The sequence below is a fragment of the Amycolatopsis jiangsuensis genome (assembly GCF_014204865.1).
Lineage (GTDB): Bacteria > Actinomycetota > Actinomycetes > Mycobacteriales > Pseudonocardiaceae > Amycolatopsis > Amycolatopsis jiangsuensis.
On the sequence record NZ_JACHMG010000001.1, the window covers coordinates 6190132 to 6210844 of the forward strand.

The following is a 20713-nucleotide window of genomic DNA, read 5'->3' on the forward strand; positions in this document are numbered from 1 at the left end:
CGGTCGGACCGTGAATTCGGCCGTCAGTGCGGCACCGGCAGGATGCCGAGAGCAACGGCGGTGCCGATGAAGAGGAACGGGACGACGTAGAAAATGATCAGCGGGACGAAGGTGCGTGCCGGGTTGACCTGCGCGAGGCTCGTCGAGATATAGATGGCGGCGGCGCCGGGCGGCGAAGCGCCCTCGGTAGAGGAGAACACCAGAATCGAGCAGGCGGCCAGCACCGGGTGCACCCCGGCGGTGACGAGCACGGCGAACGCGACGCCGCCGACCGTGGCCATGGTGGCGGTGGAGCTCAGTGGTCCGGCCACGAGAATGACGATGACTCCGACGATCAGTGCGGCGATCAACGGGGGTGCGCCGAGACCGTTGAGCACCCGGCCGAGCTGGTCGGACAGCCCGAGCTCGCTGAGAACCGCGCCGCCGGCGAAGGCGAACACCAGCGTGGCGCCGACATCCTTGAACCGGGGCGCCGACTCGTCCATCAACTGCGCCCATCCGCGCCGGGTCCTGGGCAGCTTCGCTCGGCCGATTGCGGCGGCGACGAGTCCGAGAAGGACGGGGATCCACACCAGGATGTCGATCGCATCGACGGCGCTCTCGCCGAGTGCCGAGGTCAGAGCGGTCCCGCCCGCTCCGAACGTCAGCACGATCGGCACGGCGATCGCCACGAAGACGAACAGCGAGGTCCAGCCGCGCCGGAGGCTGGCTGCGAACCCGAGGAGCTCCGAGGCGGGCACGCGCTCGATCTTGTACCGCCGCACGAAGTAGACGATGCACAGCAGGCGCCACGCCACACACCAGCCCGCGGTGGCGAACATGGCCACAAACAGCTGTTCGACCGTGACGAACGGGGCGACCGCGCCGGAACCGAGCAACACGAAGAACGAGGCGCTGGGCGGGATCACCGCACCGTTCCCGGCGTTGCCCGCCACCACGGTGGCCGCGATGCGCGGCGACCAGTTCGACCGACCCATCCAGGGGATGGCGACCGATCCGATGGTCGCGGCGTTCGCCGAGCCCGAGTGGGCCACGCTACCGAACGCGGCCGATCCGACGGTCGCCACGAATCCGGCGCCACCCCGGACCCGGCCCAGCAACGAGTTCAGGATGTCGACCTGGCGGTCGACCACTCCGGTCCGGGTGAGGACCGAGCCGATGAAGGTGAAAGCCAGGGCCGCGAAGATGATGTTCTGGCTGCCGGCCTCCTGCAACCCGGCCCACGCCAGCCGCGGAAAGCTCGTGGTGCCGAACGCGCACAGGACCACGAAGCCAAGGATCATCGCTTCGCCGATGCTGCGTTTGAGCACCGCGTTCCAGACCACGATGACCGCGATATACGCGATCAAGGCCCAAACGGCCAGTCCCATCGTTCCTCCTCGTCGCCACACCGCTGTGGGCACCACGTCGTGCAGACAAGCTCCGGTTCTCCATAGGATGAGAACTCATACCGTTCCATGAGAATTACACGGAGGCGTCCTGACGGACAAGACCTGCGATCGAATTTGTCCCGTTCTATGCAAGATGCTGTCGCACAGTGAAAATTCTCCTCGCTCAGCGTTGACATAGTTTCACTCTACGGTGATACTCGGCGTTTAGTGGTAAAGCTTACCGTTCTGCGATAGAAGGAGTCGGCATGCGGATGGCGGTACTGGGACTGGGCGAGGCTGGCACGCTCTATGCGACCGAAATGGTCGAACGGGGCTGGAATGTCACGGGATACGACCCGGCCGACAACGCCACCCCCAGCGGACTTCAGCGAACGGAGACTCCGGAGGCGGCCGTTCGCGACGCGGAGGTCGTGCTGAGCCTCGTGGGCGGCACTTTCGCGCGGCAGGCAGCCGAATCGGTGGCCGGTCATCTCGATCCCGACGCGGTGTACGTGGATATGAACGCCGCGGCTCCCGCCGTCATGAGCGCTATCGCGGAGGTCGTCGGTGCCCGTCGGTTCGCTGACGTGTCGGTCATCGGTCCCGTCCCCAATCACGGAGCGAGGACCAGCGTGATCATCAGCGGCGCCGCGTCTGCCAGCGCCGCCGCCGTATTCACCTCGCTCGGCGCCCCGGTGGATGACATTGGCGGAGCCGCGGGCGAGGCATCCGCACGCAAGCTGTTGCGCAGTACTTTCATGAAAGGGCTCGCGGCGCTGATTGTGGAGTCCTGTGATGCCGGACGGGCCGCGGGCGCGGAGGAGTGGGTCCGCGCCCAGATCGCCGCCGAGCTCTCGGGCGGAGAGACCACTTTGGACCGCCTGTACCACGGCACTCGTAAACACGCTGCTCGTCGTGCGGAAGAAGCCGGCGCGTCAGCCGCGCTGCTCGGCTCCCTGGGGGTGCGACCGATCATGACCCGGGCAACCGCCGAACTCCACACCAGTTGCGCCGACGCGGCACTGGTTCCCCAAGGTGACCTGCTCGCGCGGTTCGGCGGTCTCGCCGTCGCCAACATCGGCGACGCCCGTGACCGCATGGGCATGCTCGACGGCGGCATCCGCCCGCTGTGGAAGGGAGCGCGGCTGGCCGGCCGAGCCCGCACCGTCTGGGTCCGCAGTGGCGACAACATGGCCATTCACCAGGCCATTCAGGCTTCGCAGCCGGGCGATGTCATCGTCGTCAACGGCCACGGCGACATCACCCGAGCGCTCATCGGCGAACTCATCGCCGAGCGCGCGATGGCCCGTGGCGTCGTAGGCATGATCATCGACGGCGCGGCCCGTGACGTGAACGAGCTCGAACGCATCGGATTCGGAGTGTGGGCGCGCGGGGTGTCGCCCGCCGGTCCCTACAAGAACGGCCCCGGTCAGGTCGACGTGCCCGTCGCCGTCGGCGGTGTCGTCGTCCAGCCCGGTGACGTCGTCGTCGCCGACGACGACGGTGTCATCGTCATCCCGGCCGCCCGGGCCGCCGCCAGCCTTCTCGGCGGCCGCGCCGTCGAGGCCGATGAGGCGCGGCGCCGGGCGGCGATCGCGTCCGGAACCGCGTGACCGGGCCGGTGGCGGACCACATATGTTCTCCATGGTTTGAGATGGTTCACCACCGTGTGGGAAGATGAGGCTTCGATCAAGAGGGGGTAGCCAGCGGTGACTCCGGAAGCGTCCAAAACCCCGGTGAGCAGCATGCGTTCGCTCGAACGTGCCATCGACGTCCTGGAAATTCTCGACGACAGCCGGCACGCCCTGCGCCTGAGTGACATCGCCCGTCGTGCCGAGCTGCCGATCGCGACCACGCAACGCATCCTCAACGTGCTGGAATCCCGCGGGCGGATCGAACGCGACCCGACGGGCTACCGTCCCGGAGTCGGGTTGATCTTCGGAGCCCACGCGTACCTCACGACGAGCCCCCTGCTGAACGCGGCGAGGCCGGTGCTGCAGGACCTCGCCGCCGAGACCGGCCTCACCGCTTCACTGTTCAAACGGTTCGGCCGGCACCGGGTCGTGCTGGCACGCGTGGACGGTGCTCGTCCGCTGCGCTACGAACTGCCGATCGGTGAGCGACTTCCCCTCCACCTCGGAGCGGGGAAGGTCCTCGCGGCGGCTATGAACGTCGAGGACCTCGACCAACTGCTCGACCAGGTGAAGGACCGCACCCGCGCCGACGGCAGCCCTGTCGATCGCGACGAACTCCTCGCCGAGCTAAAGAGCGTCCGCGACATCGGCTATGCCCAGGCTGTCGGCGAGCGCGAACCGGGGATGGCCTCGGTCGCCGCCGCCCTCAGCGGGCCGGGCGCGCTCGCCGCCGTCCAAGTCGCCGGCACTCAGGAGGAAATCCCCGCCGAACGCGTTGAGCAGCTTGGAGTCGAAGTCCAGCGTGCGGCGTTTGCCATCACCCGCCGCCTCAGCTGACCGCTGTCCGCCGTGGCAAATTGCCGTGCTGCTCCGGCGAACTTTTGGATGGATGAGCGCGGCATGGGATGCGCTGTGTGATCAACGGCGACAGTCGCTGCGCGTCGAGCTCTGCGGTACCGGCAGGCAAAAGTGCTATGCGTATCGTTCACGCGGCTGCAGTGTCCGCCTCCTCATGTTTCTCGTTCATCACTTCGCCGACTGTTCGCCGCTTCGTCGAACTCAGACCGAACCATTGTGACGAGTTGGCGCGCCCGAGCAGTTCCTGCTCCGAGCCGGACGCGGAGGGTGCCAGCGGATATCGACCTCTGGTACGCCGCGCGATGAGCCGCATCTTCTCGCCGCGCTCGGTCCAGGGTTCCTCCGGTGCACGTCCAACACCCTGGTGACCGCGACTTGCTGCCGGCCGTTTTCGTCAGATTGGCCGGATGCGCAGCGGCAGCATTTCCCCGACGTGCTGCCGCGGGTTCCGGGTGCCTGCGTAGCCGGTCTCGCCGGTGCCGACCGCGTGATGCTCGAAAAGCAACGTACCTACGGTTCGGGCCCGTTCACCTCGGCCCGCAAACCCTGCCAATGCCTTGTCGCAGGCTGCATCGACTCCGAGCCGCGGCAGATTTCCGCCGGCACCGCAGCACGCGCGTCCACCGGCTGGGGTGTTCCGCTCGGCCGCTGAGTCCGGAGACCTCGCTTGCCGTGGTGGACAACGGCTACCGCCTCGCCCAGGACACATCGGACCGCGGGCGCTCCCCGAGCAAGCGGCGGCGGTCGCGAGCTGACGGCGGCAGAAGGAGGTACTGAGCATGGCGTAGTCAGTCAGTGGCTGCGGTCCGGGTGGTCGGGTGGGTGCTGACGGTCCGTTCGGGGTGGGCCGCTGCCGATCACCGCAGTGCCGCTCGGAGTAAGGAAGCCGGCTCGGGTGTGCTGTGGGATGCCGGGATCAGTTTCCCTGGGGAGCGAATTTTCCCCGCGTTGCCACGTGGTCGACGAGGCCGTAGGCGACTGAGTCCGTGGGTGCCAGGTGGTGCCGGCTGCGGAGATCGCTGGAGATGGTGTTCGGGTGTTTGCCGGTGCGTTCGGCCAGGAGGTGGGTCATTTCACCGATCCACCGGTGGTAGGTGGCCGCCGGTGGGGTGATGGGCTCCGCGCCTTCGTCCCGGGCCGGGTGGCGGAGGACGATATCGGTGCCGGGCAGGGCGTACCTCTTGCCGGCGGCTCCGGAGCACAGGACGAGGGTCGCTACCGAACCCACCGCGCCGATCGCCCAGGTCGAGACTTCCGGGGTGATCCAGTCGATCGTGTCGCAGATCGCGAATCCGGAGGGCAGCGAGCCGGCCGCACTGTCGATGTAGAGGCGGATCGCGGCGTGGGGGTCGGTGGCGTTCAGGAGGAGCAGCTGCGAGACCACGACGGTCGAGACGCTTCTGTCCAGCTCGCCGCTGATGACGATGGTCCGATCTTCGAGCATGTCGCTCATCAGCTTGTGCAGCGCCTGGCTGTACAGCGAGGCCTTGCCGCTCATGTCCAGGCACCCACCTCCACCGCGGGGCCCGACGCCCGGCCGTGGTCTCGAGGAGGCTGCTCGCCCGCTCGGGACCACGGCCGGGCGTGGCCGAGATCAGTTCCCGGGGTTCGTCGGGTTGGTGCCCGAGGTCTCGCTCGACCGCGTGATCACATGGTCGACGAGGCCGTACTCCTTGGCCTCCGACGCGCTGAACCAGCGGTCCCGCTCCGAGTCCAGGGCGATCTGCTCCGGGGTCTGCCCGCTGTGCTCGGCGATGAGCGAGGCCATCCGGCGCTTCATCCGGCGGAGCCGGTCGGCCTGGATCGTGATGTCGGACTCGCTGCCGCCGACCCCGCCGAGCGGCTGGTGCATGAGGATCTCGGCGTTGGGCAGCGCGTAGCGCTTGCCGGGCTGCCCGGCGGTCAGCAGGAACTGGCCCATCGACGCGGCCATGCCCATGGCGTAGGTCGCCACGTCACAGGAGATCAGGTTCATGGTGTCGAAAATGGCCATACCCGCGCTGACGGAACCGCCGGGCGAGTTGATGTACATCGCGATGTCGGCGTCGGGGTCCTCGGCGGCCAGCAGCAGCATCTGCGCGCAGAGCTTGTTGCCGATCTCGTCGTTCACTTCCTGGCCGAGCACGATGATGCGCTGAGCGAGGAGACGGTCGTAGAGCGAATCGCCCCACGAAAGGCCGCTCACCGGTGCGGACGCGGTGGGGTGGCCGACCTGGGCCAAGGGGGTGGCCGCGGCCTGCCTCTGCTGGTACATGTCCACGTGTCGCTCACTCTCTCTTGCCGCGTTTCGACGTCCGGACCCTACTGTAGTCGTGGACGCGCGGGCGTGGGCCGCCGACGGCGGGGGTTCGCGCAGAGCGGACGTGGCGGGCGGGCCGCAGGCCGTTGACCAGGGCTTTCGAGGGTCGGGTGGTCGTGCTGAGCGCTGGCCCCGGCCGCATCCATAGTGGAACGCCCCGCAGATCCTCCGGCACGGTCAGCGGCCGCGGGGTGCCGTCGGAATCGAAGTCGTTGTCGTAGGCGAGCCAAGTACGATGGCGCGCCTACGACAACGGTGACGATACGAGTCCACAGTGGACACGCGGAGGGAGCGTCACCCCGGAAGATCGCCGCGTCCGGGCCGGCTCGATGCGGTCAGATCTGGTTCTCGCCGCCGTCGACGTACAGGTTGGCGCCCAGCATGAAACTGCTGTCGGGGGACGCGAGGAACGCGACCGCGGCCGCGACCTCTTCCGCGCGTCCGATTCGCCCGAGGGCGATCCGGGAACCCTCGTTCGCCTTGAACTCCGCCGCCTTGTCCGGACCCACGAGTTCAGTCATCCCGGTGGTGTCGGTTGGTCCGGGTGAGATCGCGTTCACCCGGATGCCGCGGTCCTTGAGTTCGTTCGCCCAGACGCGAGTGAACGTCCGCAGTGCCGCCTTGGACGCCGCGTAGGCGCCGAATCCCGCGGTGCCGTTGTCCGCGGCGGTGGAGGCGTTGATGATCACGGATGCACCGTCGTTCAGTAGCGGAAGTGCCTTCTGCACGGTGAAAGCGGTGCCCTTGACGTTGACCCCGAAGATCCGGTCGAGTTCCTCGCCGGTGATCGTCTCGATGGTGGCGAACGAGGCCGCCGCCGCGTTCGCGAACAGCATGTCCAGCCCCTGGCCGCGAGCTTCGACCTGCTCGTAGAGCCGCTCGAGGTCGCCCGGTTCGGTGATGTCGCCCGGTACCGCGGTCACGCCCTCGCCGATGGCCTCCACCGCCTCGTCCAGCTCGGCCTTGCGCCGGCCGGTGATGAACACGTGCGCGCCCTCGGCCACCAGCCGGGCGGCGGTGGCCCGGCCGATTCCTCGCGTACCGCCGCCGGTGATGACCGCGGTCTTGCCTTCCAGCCTCAGCATTCGCTGACCTCCTCAGGTTATGCACCGATCGGTGCACAACTCGACCGTAGCACTTCTGCACCGATCGATGCACAAGGTAGGATGCGGAGGTGGAGAAGGCGCAGGTGGGCAGGCCGCGGGCGTTCGACGCCGAGGCGGCGCTCGAGAAGGCGATGGTGGTCTTCTGGGCGGAGGGGTACGAGGGAGCCAGTCTCACCGACCTGACCGAGGCCATGGGCATCTCCCGCAAGAGCATGTACGCGGCCTTCGGCAACAAGGAGCAGCTCTTCCGGAAGGCGTTGCAGCGCTACACCGAAGGTCCGGCCAGTTACGGCGCCGAGGCCTTGCAGGCGCCCACTGCCCGTGCGGTGGCGATGGCGTTTCTCACCGGCGCGGTCCGCGCCAATACTCGGCCCGGCCGTCCCGCCGGCTGCTTGGGCGTGCAGGGCGGGCTGGCCGCCGGCGAGTCCGGTCGGGTCGCGCGCGACACTCTGGTCGAGTGGCGTGCCATGGGGCAGGCGCAGCTGCGCGAGCGGTTCCGGCGCGCCGTCGAGGAGGGCGACCTGCCCGCCGGCGCCGATCCGGAGCTGATCGCGCGCTATCTCATGACCCTCGCACATGGGCTTGCCGTGCAGGCCGCGAGTGGTGCCGCGTGCGAGGACCTCCAGCGAGTGGCCGACGCCGCGCTGCGGAACTGGCCGCCGTCCTGAGGTCGCGTCGGCGAAGGGCGTCGCCGATTCCACAGTGGACTGTCCTGGAGGAAACGGCCGGCCTCGCGAAACGGACACCGGCAGCCTGTGCCTGGAGTACCGCCATTCGGCCGAATGGTCGCTGGAAGTCAACAGCTTGTCCGGTCGGACTCCGGCCGAATGTGTTGACTTCGCGTGATCGAGAGGTAACGCTTCAGGCGTCGAAGAACGGGGTGGTGTTCGATGTCGCAAATCTCTCCCGAACCGGCCGCGCATCGGGGCCCGGTCAGCCGTCGCACCTTCCTCGCCGGTGGGGCCGCGCTGCTCAGCACCCTCGCCGTACCGGCCACGCTCTCCGCGCTGGCCTGCCCGGCCGCGGCCGCGCCGAAAAGCCCACCGGGCAACGGTTTTCCCGAGTGGAACAACAACATCGGGACCTTCGACGTCGGCAGCGAGCCGCCGCACGCCACGCTGCTGCCCTACGGCGACCTCGGCCAGGCGCTGGCCGGCGATCGCACCCGGTCTCCGTACCGGCAGAGTCTCGACGGGGACTGGAAGTTCCAGTACGCCGACCGCCCGGACGCCCGTGATCCGGACTTCCACCGCGAGGACGTCGACGACAGTTCCTGGGGCAGCATCCCGGTGCCGGCCGACTGGCAGCTGCACGGGCACGATTTCCCGATCTACGTCAACATCACCTACCCCTGGTGGGGGGCCAACGGCAAGAACGAGAACGCCCAGCCGCCGTATGCGCCGACCAAGTACAATCCGGTCGGGCAGTACCGGCGCACCTTCACCGTTCCGGCAGGCTGGTCGGGCCGCCGTACGTTCCTGCACTTCGAGGGCGTGAAAGCGGCGTGCTACGTATGGGTCAACGGCATCCTGCTCGGCTACCGCGAGGACTCCCGCACGCCCACTGAATTCGACGTCACCGACCACCTGCGGCCGGGCACCAACCAGCTCGCGGTGGAGGTCTACCGCTTCCCGGACGGCGACTGGCTGGAAGACCAGGACATGATCCGGCTGTCCGGCATCTACCGGTCGGTCTACCTGTACTCGACACCGGTCGTGCACCTGCGGGACTTCCGGCTCGATCCGCAGCTGCGGGACGGGTACGCGAACGCCGGGCTCGCCGTCACCGCGAACGTCCGCAACTACGGTGGTCCGGACAACGGCACCTACACCGTGGAAACCCAGCTCTACGACGGGAATCGACGGCCGGTATGGCCGCAGCCGCTGCGTCAGCGGGCTGAGCTCTCCTCGGTGCCGGCCGGTCAGGACGTGCCGGTGCAGGCGACGAAGGACGTGCGCTCGCCGAAGCTCTGGTCCGCGGAGCAGCCGAACCTCTACACCGCGGTCCTCGTGCTGCGCGACCCGTCCGGCAAAACCGTCGAAACGCTGTCCGCGCGCGTCGGGTTCCGTGAATTCGCGCTCAAAGACGGCTTGATGCGCATCAACGGCCAGCCGGTTTCCTTGCGTGGCACCAATCGACACGAGGCCCATCCGGTCCGCGGTGGTGCGCTCACCCGCGCGGACCTCGTCGAGGACATCCGCCTGATCAAACAGCTCAACATCAACGCCGTGCGGACCTCGCACTATCCCAACGATCCGATCTGGTACGAACTGGCCGACGAGTACGGGCTCTACCTCGTGGACGAGGCGAACCTGGAGACGCACGGCGTCCGGGACCAGTACCCCGCGTCCGATCCGTCCTGGACACCCGCGGTGCTCGCGCGGGCGAAGGCGATGGTGCACCGCGACAAGAACCATCCGAGTGTGGTGATCTGGTCGCTGGGCAACGAAGCCGGTGCGGGCAGCAACTTCGCCGCGATGTACGACTGGATCCACGGCTACGACACGACCCGCGTGATCCAGTACGAGGGCGACGACCGGCCCGGGGTCAGCGACGTGCGATCGCAGATGTACCCGACCCCGGAAGCGATCAAGGAACGGGCTCTCGACCAGTCCGACACCCGGCCGTACATCATGATCGAGTACGCGCATTCGATGGGGAACTCCACCGGGAACTTCAAGGAGTTCTGGGACGTCATCCGCGCGCATCCGGTGCTGCAGGGCGGATTCATCTGGGACTTCGTGGACCAGGGGCTGTACTGGCCCACGCCGGAGCGCAAGCTGCTGACCGAGGCCGGACCCGAGACACTGACCGCGGAACTCGCCCCCGCCTCGACGTTCGACCGCGAGCACGGGTTGGCCGGCGCGGCGGTCGTCCCGCCCGCGCGGAGTCTCGACCTGACCGGTTCGCTGACCCTGGAAGCCTGGGTCACGCCCGCCGCGATCGGCGGTCACCAGCCGATTGTGGCGAAGGGAGACCACCAGTACTCGCTGAAGCAGACCGAGGACACTCTCGAGTTCTTCGTGTATGCCGGCGACTGGATTGCCGTCAGCGCGCCGTTGCCGGCGAACTGGGTCGGGGCCGAACACCACGTGGCCGGCGTGCTCGACCACGGTGCGAAGAGGTTGACGCTGTACGCCGACGGTAAGGCGTTGGCGCACAAGGACACCGACCAAGTGCCGGACAGTGGCACCGTCCAGTTCGCACTCGGCACGGATTTCGAGAATTCCGAGCGAGTGTTCAGTGGGCACATCCGGATCGCGCGCGTGTACGCGCGAGCGCTGAGCGCCGCGGAGCTCGAGACGGGCAACCGTGCGGCGGACGACCCGGCCGTACGGTTCTGGTTCGACGCTGCGACTGCGAAGTACACGGAGAAGCAGCCCGCTGAGCGGACCTATCTTTCCTACGGCGGTGACTGGGGCGACAATCCCAACGACGGAAACTTCTGCGCGAACGGCGTCATCACCGCGGACCGGCGGATCAGTGGTAAAGCCGTTGAAGTCAAACAGGTGTACCAGGCGATCAACGTCTCCGCGGGGGATCACCTGCCGGCCGGGCAGGTACGTATCGAGAACGAGAACCTGTTCACCAACGTCAGTTCTTACGACTGTTCCTGGGAACTCACGAACGATGGCGCGGTCGTGCAGCGCGGACGGCTCGCGCAGCTGGATGTGCCGCCCCAGTCGAGCCGGGTGATCACCGTGCCACTGCGCCGGCCCGCGAAGCCCTCGGGTGAGTACTTTCTCCGGCTGTCCTTCACCCTCAAGACTTCTACCGCGTGGGCCGAACGTGGTTTCGAGGTGGCGAAGCAGCAGTTGCCGGTGGACTTCGGCAGTTCTGCCGTCCCGGTCACGCCACTCGACCAGGTCCCCGCGGTCACTGCGATAGAGTCCGAAAAGGACATTCAGCTCACCGGCGATGATTTCACGGTCACCATAGCGAAGGACACCGGGCTCATCACGGCTTACGTGGCGCACGGGGTCGAGCTCGTCAAGTCCGGGCCAGTGCCGAACTTCTGGCGCGCGCCGACCGACAACGACATCGGCAACGGCCAGCCGAGCCGCAACGCCACCTGGCGGTACGCGGGCGCCGACCGGAAGGTCACCGACGTCTCGGTGACCCGGGGCCGAGCCGTGGTCGTGTCGGTCAAAGGAACGCTGCCGACCACGGTGCCTTCGGCGTACACCACCACGTACACGGTGTTCGGCAACGCGGAGATCAAGGTCGACCATACGGTGCATCCGGGGTCGCCGGATCTGCCGTACCTGCCCGAAATCGGCACAATCTTGTTCGTTCCCGCGGAATTGAGCACTGTCGACTACTACGGCCGTGGACCGGAGGAAAACCACTGGGACCGCAACACCGGCTCGGATGTCGGACGGTACTCGTCGACGGTGGCCGAACAGTGGACCGGGTACATCCGTCCGCAGGAGAACGGCAACAGGACCGACGTGCGCTGGGTGTCGCTGACCAACCGTCGTGGCATCGGGTTGCTGGCCACCGGCGAGCCGCTGCTGGAGTTCACCGCTGCGCACTTCACGCCGGAGGACCTTTCGATCGGGGCGCTGCACGACTACCAGCTCACCCCGCGCGAGGACGTGGTGCTGCGGCTCAACCACCGGCAGATGGGCGTCGGCGGCGACGACAGCTGGGGCGCGCAGACTCACGACGCGTACAAGCTCTTCGCCGATCGGGATTACCGGTACAGCTACCGGTTGCGCCCGCTCACGAGCAGGGACCAGGCGCCGGATTCGTACCGGCGACCCACTGCGACACCGTGAGCACGCACTCTGCCGCATCGTGGCGAGACTTACCACTCGTGGCCAACGAAGACGGGCAGTCCGGTACTTTATCGACGAAGACGACCGGCGGCATGTTCGGGAACGTCTGATCTTCTTCTCCGACGCGGTGGTCGCTATCGCGATGACGCTGCTCGGTATCGACCTGTCCCTGCCGCACGGGGAGACCAATGCCGAGGTGTGGCACTCCTTTGTGGACTTGTTGCCGAAGGAGTACCTGGTCTTCCTGATAGGGTTCGCGGTCATCGCGCTGTTCTGGATGAACCACCATCAGCTGTTCCGTCGGATCCACGTGGTCGATCCGACGTTGCGGCGGTTGAACATGCTGTGGTTGTTCCTCATCGCGGTGGCGCCGTTCGCGACCCGGCTGGACAGTGTGGACGGCGGTTTCGTGCTGGGCCCGGTGTTCTATGCGGTCGTGATCGCCGCTCTCGCCCTGGTGCTGACCGCGATGTCCGGGCACGCCTCCCGGCACGGCCTGGTCCGCCCGGGCACCCCGGATCGGGTGATGCGGAGCTTCGTCGTCGGCGGCTATACCGCGGCCGGGGTGTTCCTGATCTCGATCCCGGTCAGCTTTGTGAGTACGTCCTGGGGGCGGTATGTCTGGCTGCTGATGGTGGTCGCCTCGTATGTGACGGACCGGTTCACCGAGCGCCGGGCGCATCCGGCCGGCTGACCGGCTCCGGCCGGGCCGACAGCGGATGTTCGAACCAGACGTTCGGCTCGACGTAGACGCCGAGGTCCTGGCCTGGCGCCGCCAGCACGGGCGCGATCCCGCCGGGAACAGCCGTGCACCCGTCCCCGAGCCGGATGCCGGTCCACTGCTCCCACTGGGCGAGCGTTGCGGTGACGGTCATCGCGAACGGCGCGATCTTCACCGGCCAGGCGCCGAGCTGTTCGTGCCTGCGCAGCCACGGATCCGCGGCCCGGCCGTGCTGGTCGCGGCGGGCCAGGTAATCCGCCATGGGTTCGAACGGCTGGGCGGTTTTGCCGGTGGGCCGCACCGGCACCACGAACCGGGACAAGCTCGCCCGGCGCGCCCGGTTCTTCAGCTCCCCGAGCGCCGCGGCGGCAACCCCGAGCCCGCGTGCCGCCTCGGCGACGTAGACCTCCAGCGCGACGAGCGCGGTCGGCGGCCGGCCGTCCAGGGTGTCCTCCGCGGCCCACAGGAGCGCGCCGTCCCAGCCGTGGTCGGGCAGCTCGGGACGCTCCGCGGTGGGGAACGCGACCGGAACCGCAGCGGCCCGGGCGACCGGTACGCCTTCGCGCAGCAACACGAGAAAGAACTCCGGCCACCACTTCGCCAGCCGGGCGGAGGCAGCCAGCTCGCCGACCGGGTCGTGCCGGAGGAAACTCCCACCGACCGCCCCCAGCGCGAGCGCCGGCAGCCGAAGCTGCGGACTGGTGCGGAGATCTTCGACCCGAAGCGGCGGCATGGGGACCTCTCGGATGGTGCGGTGCGGGCCCGCGTGGGTGTCGGGACGGTGCCCGGCGAACCGGGGCGGCAGTGAATCGGGGCGGCGCCGTGGTCCCGTTTCGCGCGGGTCGGGGTCAGCGGACCGGGAGGGCTGAGCGGTGGCGGGACAGGGCGGAGGGGTCCAGGGTCGCCTTGGTGCCCGCGCGGTGGCCTTCTCGATAGCCAGAGCCGGAAAGGCGGCGAGGGGTTGCGGTGCGGAGGTCGCCGTACTCGCGGTCGAAGGCTTGCTGTACTACCGCGGTGCGGTCGCGGACCACCAGTTCAGCTGACGGCTGTCCCGGGGCGGTCGGGCGGTGGGTGCGGACGGCCTTCGCCTCGGCTTGCTGCAGGCGGTCGTGCACTGCGCGGGCGAAGCCGTGCAGCCAGGTGCGGCGGTAGGCGGCCAGCGACTCGCGGAACACGCCTTGTTCGGGGCGCACCCGGTTCAGCTGGGTGCTCGCCTGCAGCAGCAGACTGGTGAACAGCAACTCGACGCGCGCGAGGTCGGAGCGGAAGCCGAACACGGTGACCGACTCGACGCCCTGGCCCACGCGGTGCAGCAGGGTCCGGCAGCGCAGCGGGTAGGCGACGCTGGTGAGCAGACTCGCCTTGTCGCGGCTGTACGGGTTCTCGATCGGCAGCTTCAGCACGGTGATGTCGTCGCTGCCGCGCCCGGCGGCGGCCAGCACCGCGTTGTCGATGCCGTGGCGGGCGATCAGCTCCGCGGCCTTCGTGTTGTACAGCTCCGCTTCTTCCGCGGTGACTCCCGGGTCCTCTGCCTTCGCCAGCAGCTTGCGCACGCGCTCCAGCTGCGAGTCGTAGTCGGGCATGATCCCCCTCTCTCTGCAGGTGCGGCCCGGGTGGGCCGGCGTGGGGTCCACGGTAGGCGCGGGGTACGACACTATTCGATCAGGTGTTCGGCCGGGGCACCGGGCACCCTCTGTCGCCGAAGGCCTACGCTCGCGGTATGCCGCCGTCGCGCACGCTGGACGCGGCCGTGGTCGGTTCGGGGCCGAACGGCCTCGCTGCCGCGGTGTTGCTCGCCCGCTCCGGGCTGTCGGTGGCGGTGTACGAAGCTGCTGCGGAGCCAGGCGGCGGTGCGCGGTCCGCGCGGCTCTTCGACACCGACGTGGTGCACGACGTCTGTTCGGCGGTCCATCCGATGGCGGCAGCGTCGCCGTTCTTCCGACAGTTTGATCTACCCGCGCACGGTGTGCAGCTGTGCCGGCCGGAGGTGGCGTACGGGCACCCGATCGACGAGCGCCGCGCGGCGATCGCGTACGCGGATCTCGAACGCACCTGCGCCGGCCTGGGTGTCGACGGCGCGCGTTGGAGACGCTTCATGGAGCCGCTCATCGCGCGCACCGACGAAGTCACCGAAACCCTGCTCGGCGACTTCAGGCATTCGCCTCGACCACGGATTGCCGCACTGCTGGCTTCGCGCGTTCTCGGGACTGGAGCTTTCCGCGGTACTGAGGCGCGCGCGTTGCTGTCCGGCGTCGCCGCGCACGCCTTGGGCCGTTTGCCGTCGCTCGTGGGTAACGGCATTGCCGTGCTGCTTGGGCATCTCGCGCATACCAACGGCTGGCCGATCCCGCGTGGCGGTACGGAGAAAATCACTGACGCGTTGGTGGCGGACCTCCGTGCACATGGTGGCTGCGTACACACCGACGCCCGCGTCACTGACCTCAGTGAGCTCGCGCATGCGCGCGTTGTGCTGCTCGACCTAGCGCCGCGCGGTTTCCTCGACGTCGCGGCGTCTTCGCTGCCGGACGGCTACCGCAGGGCATTGCGACGAGTCCAGTACGGTCCGGCTGCCGCGAAGGTTGATTTCCTGGTGACAGAGCCGATTCCGTGGCGGAATACGGAGCTGGCGCAGGCGGGAACTGTGCACCTCGGAGGACCCCGAGAAGCCGTGTACGCGGCGGAGCGCGCCGTCGCGGCCGGGAAGCGCGCGAAGGAGCCGTACGTCCTCCTCGCGCAGCCGATGGTTGCCGACCCGTCGCGCGGGCTTCCGAACAAGCAACCAATCTGGGCGTACGCCCATGTACCGCACGGTGATTCGCTCGACGCCACCGCGGTGATCCGGCGCCGCATCGAGCAGTACGCCCCCGGCTTCGGTGACACTGTCCTCGCGTCGCGGGCAGTTTCGGCAACCGAGCTCGAGACTTACAACGCGAACTACGTAGGTGGCGACATCGCGGCCGCTGCCGTCACGATGTGGCAAGCGCTGGCCCGTCCGGTGCTTCGCTGGGACGCGCACCGCACTCCGTTGCGCGGTGTCTACCTCTGTTCCGCAGCCACCGCGCCCGGTCCCGGTGTGCACGGCATGTCCGGGCTCTACGCCGCGAAAGCCGTGTTGCGCCGGGAGTTCGGCCTCGACCTGCCGGACGACTACCGGTTCGGGCGCACCAGCCCGGTCTCGTAGGCGACCACCACGGCTTGCGCCCTGCTGGAGATGCCGAGCTTCGTCATCAGCCGGTTGAGATGTGTTTTCACGGTCGCCTCGCTCACTCCGAGCCGCCCGGCGATGTCCGCGTTCGGCATGCCGGTACCGACCAGGCGCAGTACCTCCAGTTCCCGGTCGGTCAGCCCGGTCAGCCCGGGTGCGGGTTCACCCGGTGGGGTCCGCGTGTACGCCTCGATCAGCCTGCGGGTCACCGTCGGGCCGAACAGCATGTCGCCGCGGGCCACGGCCTGAACACCGGCGATCAGCGTGTCCGGTGGGCTGTCCTTGAGCAGGAAGCCGGAGGCACCGGCCCGCAGCGCGCGGTACACGTACTCGTCGAGGTCGAAGACGGTGAGGATCAGGACTCGCGGCTTGCCGGCACCCGGCCCGGCGAGGATCCAGCCGGTCGCCGACACACCGTCGAGCCCGGGCAGCCGGATGTCCATCAGGATGACCTCGGGACTCAGCCGCGCGGCCTCGGCGACCGCCTCGTCGCCGTCCCCCGCTTCACCGACGACGTCGATCCCGGGCGCGGCGCCGAGCAGCGCGACGAGACCGGCCCGGATCAGGTCCTGATCGTCCACCACGAGCACAGTGGTCACGTCGGTTCTCCGGCGGTCCGCCCGAAGGCCGGGTACGGCAAGGTCAGCTCGATCCCGAAGCCGGCAGGCTCGCGCGGTCCGATCTCGATCTCGCCACCGTACATACGGGCTCGTTCACGCATGCCGACCAGGCCGTGTCCGGCGGCGTTGCCGGCCGGCGCGGACTCGTCGCCAGTGTCGACCACGCGCAGCCGCAGTGCTTCCCCCAGGTAGTCGAGGCCCAGCTCGGCGTCGGCTCGAGGGGCGTGCTTCAGCACGTTCGTGAGCGCCTCCTGCGCTACCCGGAAGGCGCACAGCTGTTGCCCCGGCGGAAGCGGCCGGGGCGTACCCGTGACGCGCAGCTGCACGGTGAGGCCCGCGTCGCTCAGCCGTCCGATCAGTGCCGGAAGATCTTTCAACCCGGGTTGTGGCCGATACTGGTCCGGCTCCTGATCTGGCGGGCGGAGCACGCGTAGCAGCCGACGCAGTTCGTCGAGTGCTTCGGTGGTCGTGCCGGTGATGGTGTCGAGCGCGTCGCGCGCAGTACCGGGCGCGGACTCGAAGACGTATCGCGCGAGATTGGCCTGCACGGAAATCACCGACAGGTGGTGCGAAACCACGTCGTGCAGTTCGCGCGCGATGCGAAGGCGTTCTTCGGCCACAGCCTGCTGTGCCTCGAGTTCGACTTCGCGCTCCGCGCGTTCGGCGCGCTCGGCAGTCTCGCGCAGGCGGTTCGCGCGCACGTACACCGAATGTCCGATCAGGACGGTCGCCGATGCTTGCAGCGCGGCGATGACTGTGTCGCCCAACGGATTGGCGCCGTCGCCGACGAGCATGGTCACCTCGAAGCCGACGATGGCGAACAGCGAAGGCGGCCAAGCGCGCCGCACCGGATACCGTGACCACACCGTGTACGCGGCGATGAGCAGGTCCGGACGGCCCAGCGTCGCGCGGAACCCGCACAGCGCGAACGCTCCGACGAGGACAGTGGCGGCCAGCAGTGCGCTGATCGGACCACGGCGGCGGACGAGCACCGGCAGCGCCCCGGCCGCCGCGAGCACCAAGCCGAACGGCCCTGGCCGGTCACCCAGTTCACCTCGGTGCACCGCGGCGCCGGCGAGCAGGAACAGTGCGACCGCGACGGCCAGCAGTGTGTCCGCCAGGACCGGCCGCGCTCGCAGCTCACGCGAGATCCGCTCCCCGACCACCAGCACGCGCCGAAGCTACCTCCCTGACCGGCGCTTTCCCAACCCGCTACCGCGCTCGCGGTAGCCCGCGTACCGCCAGGGTTTACGGCTGGATGCGGCCACGGGTGGATGGCGACGGTGCGCTGAACCGTTACCTTCGACCCCGGATGGTCACCCCATTCCCGCAGCTCGGCGGGGAGCCCCGGGGCGGGGAGGAACCCCGGTGCGGCTCTCTGCCGAGCCTCGATCCCGTCGTCGTCAGCGGAACGCGGCGACAGTGCGCGTGACCCAGTCGGCGAAGGTACGCGGCCGGCGGCCCAGGACCCGCTCGACGTCCGGGCTGATCCGCAGCTCGGCGGCGTTCGGTGCGCCGAGGATGTCCAAGGTGTCGTCGGCGAGTTCGGCCGGCATGCTCTGTGCCATGGCGGCCTTCGCCTCGGCACGGGTCAGCTCGTGGAACCGCACCGGCGAGCCGAGCGCGGTGCCGATGGCCGCGGCCTGCTCGCGCGGCGTGATCACCTCGGGACCGGTCAGCGTGTACACGTCGCCGAGGTACCGATCGTCGGTCAGGCACGCGGCCGCGACCTCGGCGATGTCCGCCGGGTCGAGGATCGGCACCCCGACGTCGCCGAAGGGGGCCGCGACGAGCCGCTGTGTGCGGACGGATTCGGCCCACCACAGTGCGTTGGACGCGAAACCACCCGGCCGCAGGACGGCCCACTCCAGGCCGGACTCGCGCAGGAGGTCCTCCACTCCCCGCAGCGCGACCCGCGTCCGGCCGAACGGCCGGGTCGCCACGCCCTGCGAGGAGAGCAGGACGACGCGGCGGACCCCGGCGGCCACCGCCCGGCCGATGAGGTCCGCCGGGTCGGCGCCGGTGGCGTGGAGATCGCCGGGCAGTAGCAGGAACAACGCTTTCGCGCCGGTCAGCACCGGGTCGAGGCCGCCGGACTCGGACAGGTCGGCCGCGACGTGGCGGACACCGTCAGCGCCCTCGGCCGGCGCGTTCCGCGACACTGCCGCCACCTGGTGGCCGGCCTCGGCCAGCGCTCGGGTCAACGGTCTTCCCACGTTCCCGGTCGCCCCGGTCACCACGATCATGTCCTGCTCCTTCGTCCGTATTCGCTGTGGTCCGGACGTTAGGGGCCGGTCGAACTGCTGGTAAGCACGCACTTTCAGGTAAGCTCACGACATGGTGGGAGGCCCGCAGTTCACCCCGGCCGGGCCGGAGGCTCGGTATGAGGTGTTTCACACCGACTGCCCGGCGAGGAACGTGGTCGACCACGTGACCAGCCGATGGGGAATCTGGATCCTGATCTCCTTGCGCAGTACCGACCTTCGGTTCTACGAGCTGCGCGAGAGCATTCACGGGATCAGCGAGAAGATGCTCGCGCAGAGCCTGCGCACGCTGGTGCGGGACGGGCTGGTCTGGCGCGAGGTCGAGCCGACGACGCCACCCCAGGTCACCTACGGGCTGACCGATTTCGGCCGGGACCTCGGCGAGCCGCTGGAGGAGCTGTTCGACCGGATCACGCGGCAGTTGCCACCGCTCCAAGCCGACTAGCGTCTCTTCACGCCCCCAGATACGCGTCGAGCGTCACGGCCAGTGCTGCTTCGGGAGACGGTGCGAAGCTCGCCTCCGCCAAGCCACCCCACAGCCACAGCTGCGCGAGGCCGTGCAACGCAGCCCACAGCGACGCGGCGACGAGGCGTGGATCTGCTTCGGTGCGTACGCCGCCTTCGCCCGCTTCGGCGAGGTGGAGCTGGACGAGCTCCGCGAAGTAGTCGAAGACCGCGCTGCTGGCCGTGACGAGCTGTGGCTCTTCCGAGTCGATCAGGTCGCGGCGGAACATCAGCTCGAACATCGCCGGGTTGGCGAGCGCGAAGTCGACGTACGCGTGGCAGGCGGCGGTCAGGCGTACGCGCGGTGTCCCGGCGGGTAGGCGTGTGCTGTGTCCGAGCAGCTGTGTGAAGCCGACTGCCGCGACTGCCGACAGTAGTTCGGCACGGCCGGAGAAGTGCCGTAGCGGAGCACCGTGCGAGACTCCGGCGGCCTTCGCGATCCCGCGCAACGTCACGGCCTCCACGCCCGAGCCGGTGAGCAGTTCCGTGGCGGTGCGGATCAGTCGTTGCCGAGCAGTCAACGTCCGGTTCACACCTGTGCTTCGGAAAAGACCACGGGCAGCAGGTCGGGTCGCTTCGGCAGGAAACCGTCGCCAGGGCTGCGGCCGGTGAGCTGGTTGCGGAGCCGGGTGACGCCCACCGGCAGCACCTCCTGCCACACCCATTGCAGATCGGCGAGGCGGCTCGAACGGGACGGCAGCCCGGGCAGCGGACGCAGCCAGCCCTCGTCGTGCGGTACGCCGAGCCGGTCGAGCACGTGCCCGGCCACCCGCAGGTGCCCGGCCTGGGACAGGTGCAGCCGGTCCGCGCCGAAGTAGCGGGAATCGTGGGCGGCCTGGTCCGGCCACAGGTCCACGAGCGTGGCGCCGTAGCTGACCGACGCCTCGCGGATGGCGTCGTTGAGCGCGGTGATCCGCGGGCGCATCCGCCGGCCGAACGGCATCCGGTGCGCGATGTCGCTCAGGGTGAAGGTGACCACCGCCGGCGCGATCTGTGTGCACCGCCGGATCGCGGCGTCCACCCGGCGCGCGACCGTGCGGGCGTCCCAGCCGCGGGTCATCACGTCGTTGCCTCCGCCGAACAAGGCGATCAGGTCGGGCTCGTGCCGCTGCGCGGCGGGCAGCTGCTCGGCGGTGATCTGGTCCAGCCGCCGTCCGCGCACCGCGAGGTTGGCGTAGCGGAACCCGGGATCGTCCTCGGCCAGCCGGTTCGCCACGAAGTCCGCCCAGCCGCGGTACTGGCTCCGGTCGGGGTACGGGTCGTCCAAGCCCTCGGCGCAGCTGTCGCCGACGGTGACGAAAGTGCGGTAGCCCATGGCGAACTCCCCTCGTAACCCTTGATTCACCTGCTG

At 68.9% G+C, this 20713-nt stretch carries 18 protein-coding genes; 7 read left to right on the top strand and 11 right to left on the bottom strand.

Going from position 1 to position 20713, the window contains the following annotated elements; all coding sequences use genetic code 11:
* Window positions 1-23 precede the first annotated feature (23 nt).
* The gene (locus BJY18_RS28210) at window positions 24-1370 is read right to left on the bottom strand and encodes a TRAP transporter large permease subunit (protein WP_184782944.1); all 1347 of its coding nucleotides are present in this window, start codon (window positions 1368-1370) and stop codon (window positions 24-26) included.
* A 266-nt stretch (window positions 1371-1636) separates the two neighbouring features.
* Between BJY18_RS28210 and BJY18_RS28215 the strand changes: the two genes are divergently transcribed.
* Together BJY18_RS28215 and BJY18_RS28220 are read left to right on the top strand one after the other, a co-directional pair.
* Window positions 1637-2983: an RraA family protein gene (locus BJY18_RS28215; protein WP_184782945.1), complete on the top strand. Its 1347-nt coding sequence runs from the start codon at window positions 1637-1639 to the stop codon at window positions 2981-2983.
* A gap of 132 nt (window positions 2984-3115) precedes the next feature.
* On the top strand, window positions 3116-3841 hold the full coding sequence (locus BJY18_RS28220; protein WP_184782946.1) for an IclR family transcriptional regulator: 726 nt from the start codon (window positions 3116-3118) through the stop codon (window positions 3839-3841).
* A gap of 937 nt (window positions 3842-4778) precedes the next feature.
* Here BJY18_RS28220 and BJY18_RS28225 read toward each other — a convergent pair.
* The 3 genes from BJY18_RS28225 to BJY18_RS28235 form a co-directional block, all read right to left on the bottom strand.
* Window positions 4779-5360, bottom strand: coding sequence for an ATP-dependent Clp protease proteolytic subunit (locus BJY18_RS28225; protein WP_184782947.1), 582 nt, complete (start codon window positions 5358-5360; stop codon window positions 4779-4781).
* 96 nt (window positions 5361-5456) lie between these two features.
* Window positions 5457-6116 carry an ATP-dependent Clp protease proteolytic subunit gene (locus BJY18_RS28230; protein WP_281393714.1) on the bottom strand — a complete coding sequence of 220 codons (660 nt, stop codon included), beginning with the start codon at window positions 6114-6116 and terminating at the stop codon, window positions 5457-5459.
* Between the two features lie 380 nt (window positions 6117-6496).
* On the bottom strand, window positions 6497-7246 hold the full coding sequence (locus BJY18_RS28235) for an SDR family NAD(P)-dependent oxidoreductase (RefSeq protein ID WP_184782948.1): 750 nt from the start codon (window positions 7244-7246) through the stop codon (window positions 6497-6499).
* 89 nt (window positions 7247-7335) lie between these two features.
* Between BJY18_RS28235 and BJY18_RS28240 the strand changes: the two genes are divergently transcribed.
* From BJY18_RS28240 to BJY18_RS28250, 3 genes are all read left to right on the top strand, one after another.
* Window positions 7336-7935: a TetR/AcrR family transcriptional regulator gene (locus BJY18_RS28240; protein WP_312873982.1), complete on the top strand. Its 600-nt coding sequence runs from the start codon at window positions 7336-7338 to the stop codon at window positions 7933-7935.
* A 222-nt stretch (window positions 7936-8157) separates the two neighbouring features.
* A complete protein-coding gene (locus tag BJY18_RS28245; RefSeq protein WP_184782949.1) occupies window positions 8158-12048 on the top strand; it encodes a glycoside hydrolase family 2 TIM barrel-domain containing protein in 3891 nt (1296 codons plus the stop codon).
* Window positions 12049-12067: 19 nt separating this feature from the next.
* Window positions 12068-12742 (top strand): TMEM175 family protein, encoded by a 675-nt coding sequence (locus BJY18_RS28250; RefSeq protein ID WP_312873983.1) that lies wholly within the window; start codon window positions 12068-12070, stop codon window positions 12740-12742.
* Here BJY18_RS28250 and BJY18_RS28255 read toward each other — a convergent pair.
* Both BJY18_RS28255 and BJY18_RS28260 read right to left on the bottom strand, forming a co-directional pair.
* Window positions 12711-13502 carry a GNAT family N-acetyltransferase gene (locus BJY18_RS28255; RefSeq protein ID WP_184782951.1) on the bottom strand — a complete coding sequence of 264 codons (792 nt, stop codon included), beginning with the start codon at window positions 13500-13502 and terminating at the stop codon, window positions 12711-12713. The genes BJY18_RS28250 and BJY18_RS28255 overlap by 32 nt on opposite strands.
* 115 nt (window positions 13503-13617) lie before the next feature.
* Window positions 13618-14352 carry a DUF2786 domain-containing protein gene (locus BJY18_RS28260; protein WP_184782952.1) on the bottom strand — a complete coding sequence of 245 codons (735 nt, stop codon included), beginning with the start codon at window positions 14350-14352 and terminating at the stop codon, window positions 13618-13620.
* Window positions 14353-14489: 137 nt separating this feature from the next.
* Here BJY18_RS28260 and BJY18_RS28265 point away from each other — a divergent pair, with 137 nt between their 5' ends.
* Complete coding sequence (locus BJY18_RS28265) at window positions 14490-15950, top strand: phytoene desaturase family protein (RefSeq protein ID WP_184782953.1); 1461 nt, start codon at window positions 14490-14492, stop codon at window positions 15948-15950.
* Here the strand turns inward: BJY18_RS28265 and BJY18_RS28270 are convergent.
* The 3 genes from BJY18_RS28270 to BJY18_RS28280 all read right to left on the bottom strand — a co-directional run bounded on the left by BJY18_RS28270 (window position 15917) and on the right by BJY18_RS28280 (window position 18840).
* Window positions 15917-16573 carry a response regulator gene (locus BJY18_RS28270; protein ID WP_184782954.1) on the bottom strand — a complete coding sequence of 219 codons (657 nt, stop codon included), beginning with the start codon at window positions 16571-16573 and terminating at the stop codon, window positions 15917-15919. The two genes, BJY18_RS28265 and BJY18_RS28270, sit on opposite strands and share 34 nt — an antisense overlap.
* On the bottom strand, window positions 16570-17766 hold the full coding sequence (locus BJY18_RS28275) for a sensor histidine kinase (protein WP_312873984.1): 1197 nt from the start codon (window positions 17764-17766) through the stop codon (window positions 16570-16572). Before BJY18_RS28275 ends, BJY18_RS28270 begins: the two co-directional genes overlap by 4 nt.
* A gap of 231 nt (window positions 17767-17997) precedes the next feature.
* Window positions 17998-18840 carry an NAD(P)H-binding protein gene (locus BJY18_RS28280; RefSeq protein ID WP_184782955.1) on the bottom strand — a complete coding sequence of 281 codons (843 nt, stop codon included), beginning with the start codon at window positions 18838-18840 and terminating at the stop codon, window positions 17998-18000.
* 91 nt (window positions 18841-18931) lie between these two features.
* Here BJY18_RS28280 and BJY18_RS28285 point away from each other — a divergent pair, with 91 nt between their 5' ends.
* Window positions 18932-19303 carry a winged helix-turn-helix transcriptional regulator gene (locus tag BJY18_RS28285; protein ID WP_184782956.1) on the top strand — a complete coding sequence of 124 codons (372 nt, stop codon included), beginning with the start codon at window positions 18932-18934 and terminating at the stop codon, window positions 19301-19303.
* A 7-nt stretch (window positions 19304-19310) separates the two neighbouring features.
* Here the strand turns inward: BJY18_RS28285 and BJY18_RS28290 are convergent, their stop codons facing one another.
* The gene (locus tag BJY18_RS28290) at window positions 19311-19883 is read right to left on the bottom strand and encodes a TetR/AcrR family transcriptional regulator (protein ID WP_184784896.1); all 573 of its coding nucleotides are present in this window, start codon (window positions 19881-19883) and stop codon (window positions 19311-19313) included.
* Between the two features lie 8 nt (window positions 19884-19891).
* Window positions 19892-20677, bottom strand: a complete 786-nt coding sequence (locus BJY18_RS28295) for an SGNH/GDSL hydrolase family protein (protein WP_184782957.1) — start codon at window positions 20675-20677, stop codon at window positions 19892-19894.
* Window positions 20678-20713: the final 36 nt, after the last annotated feature.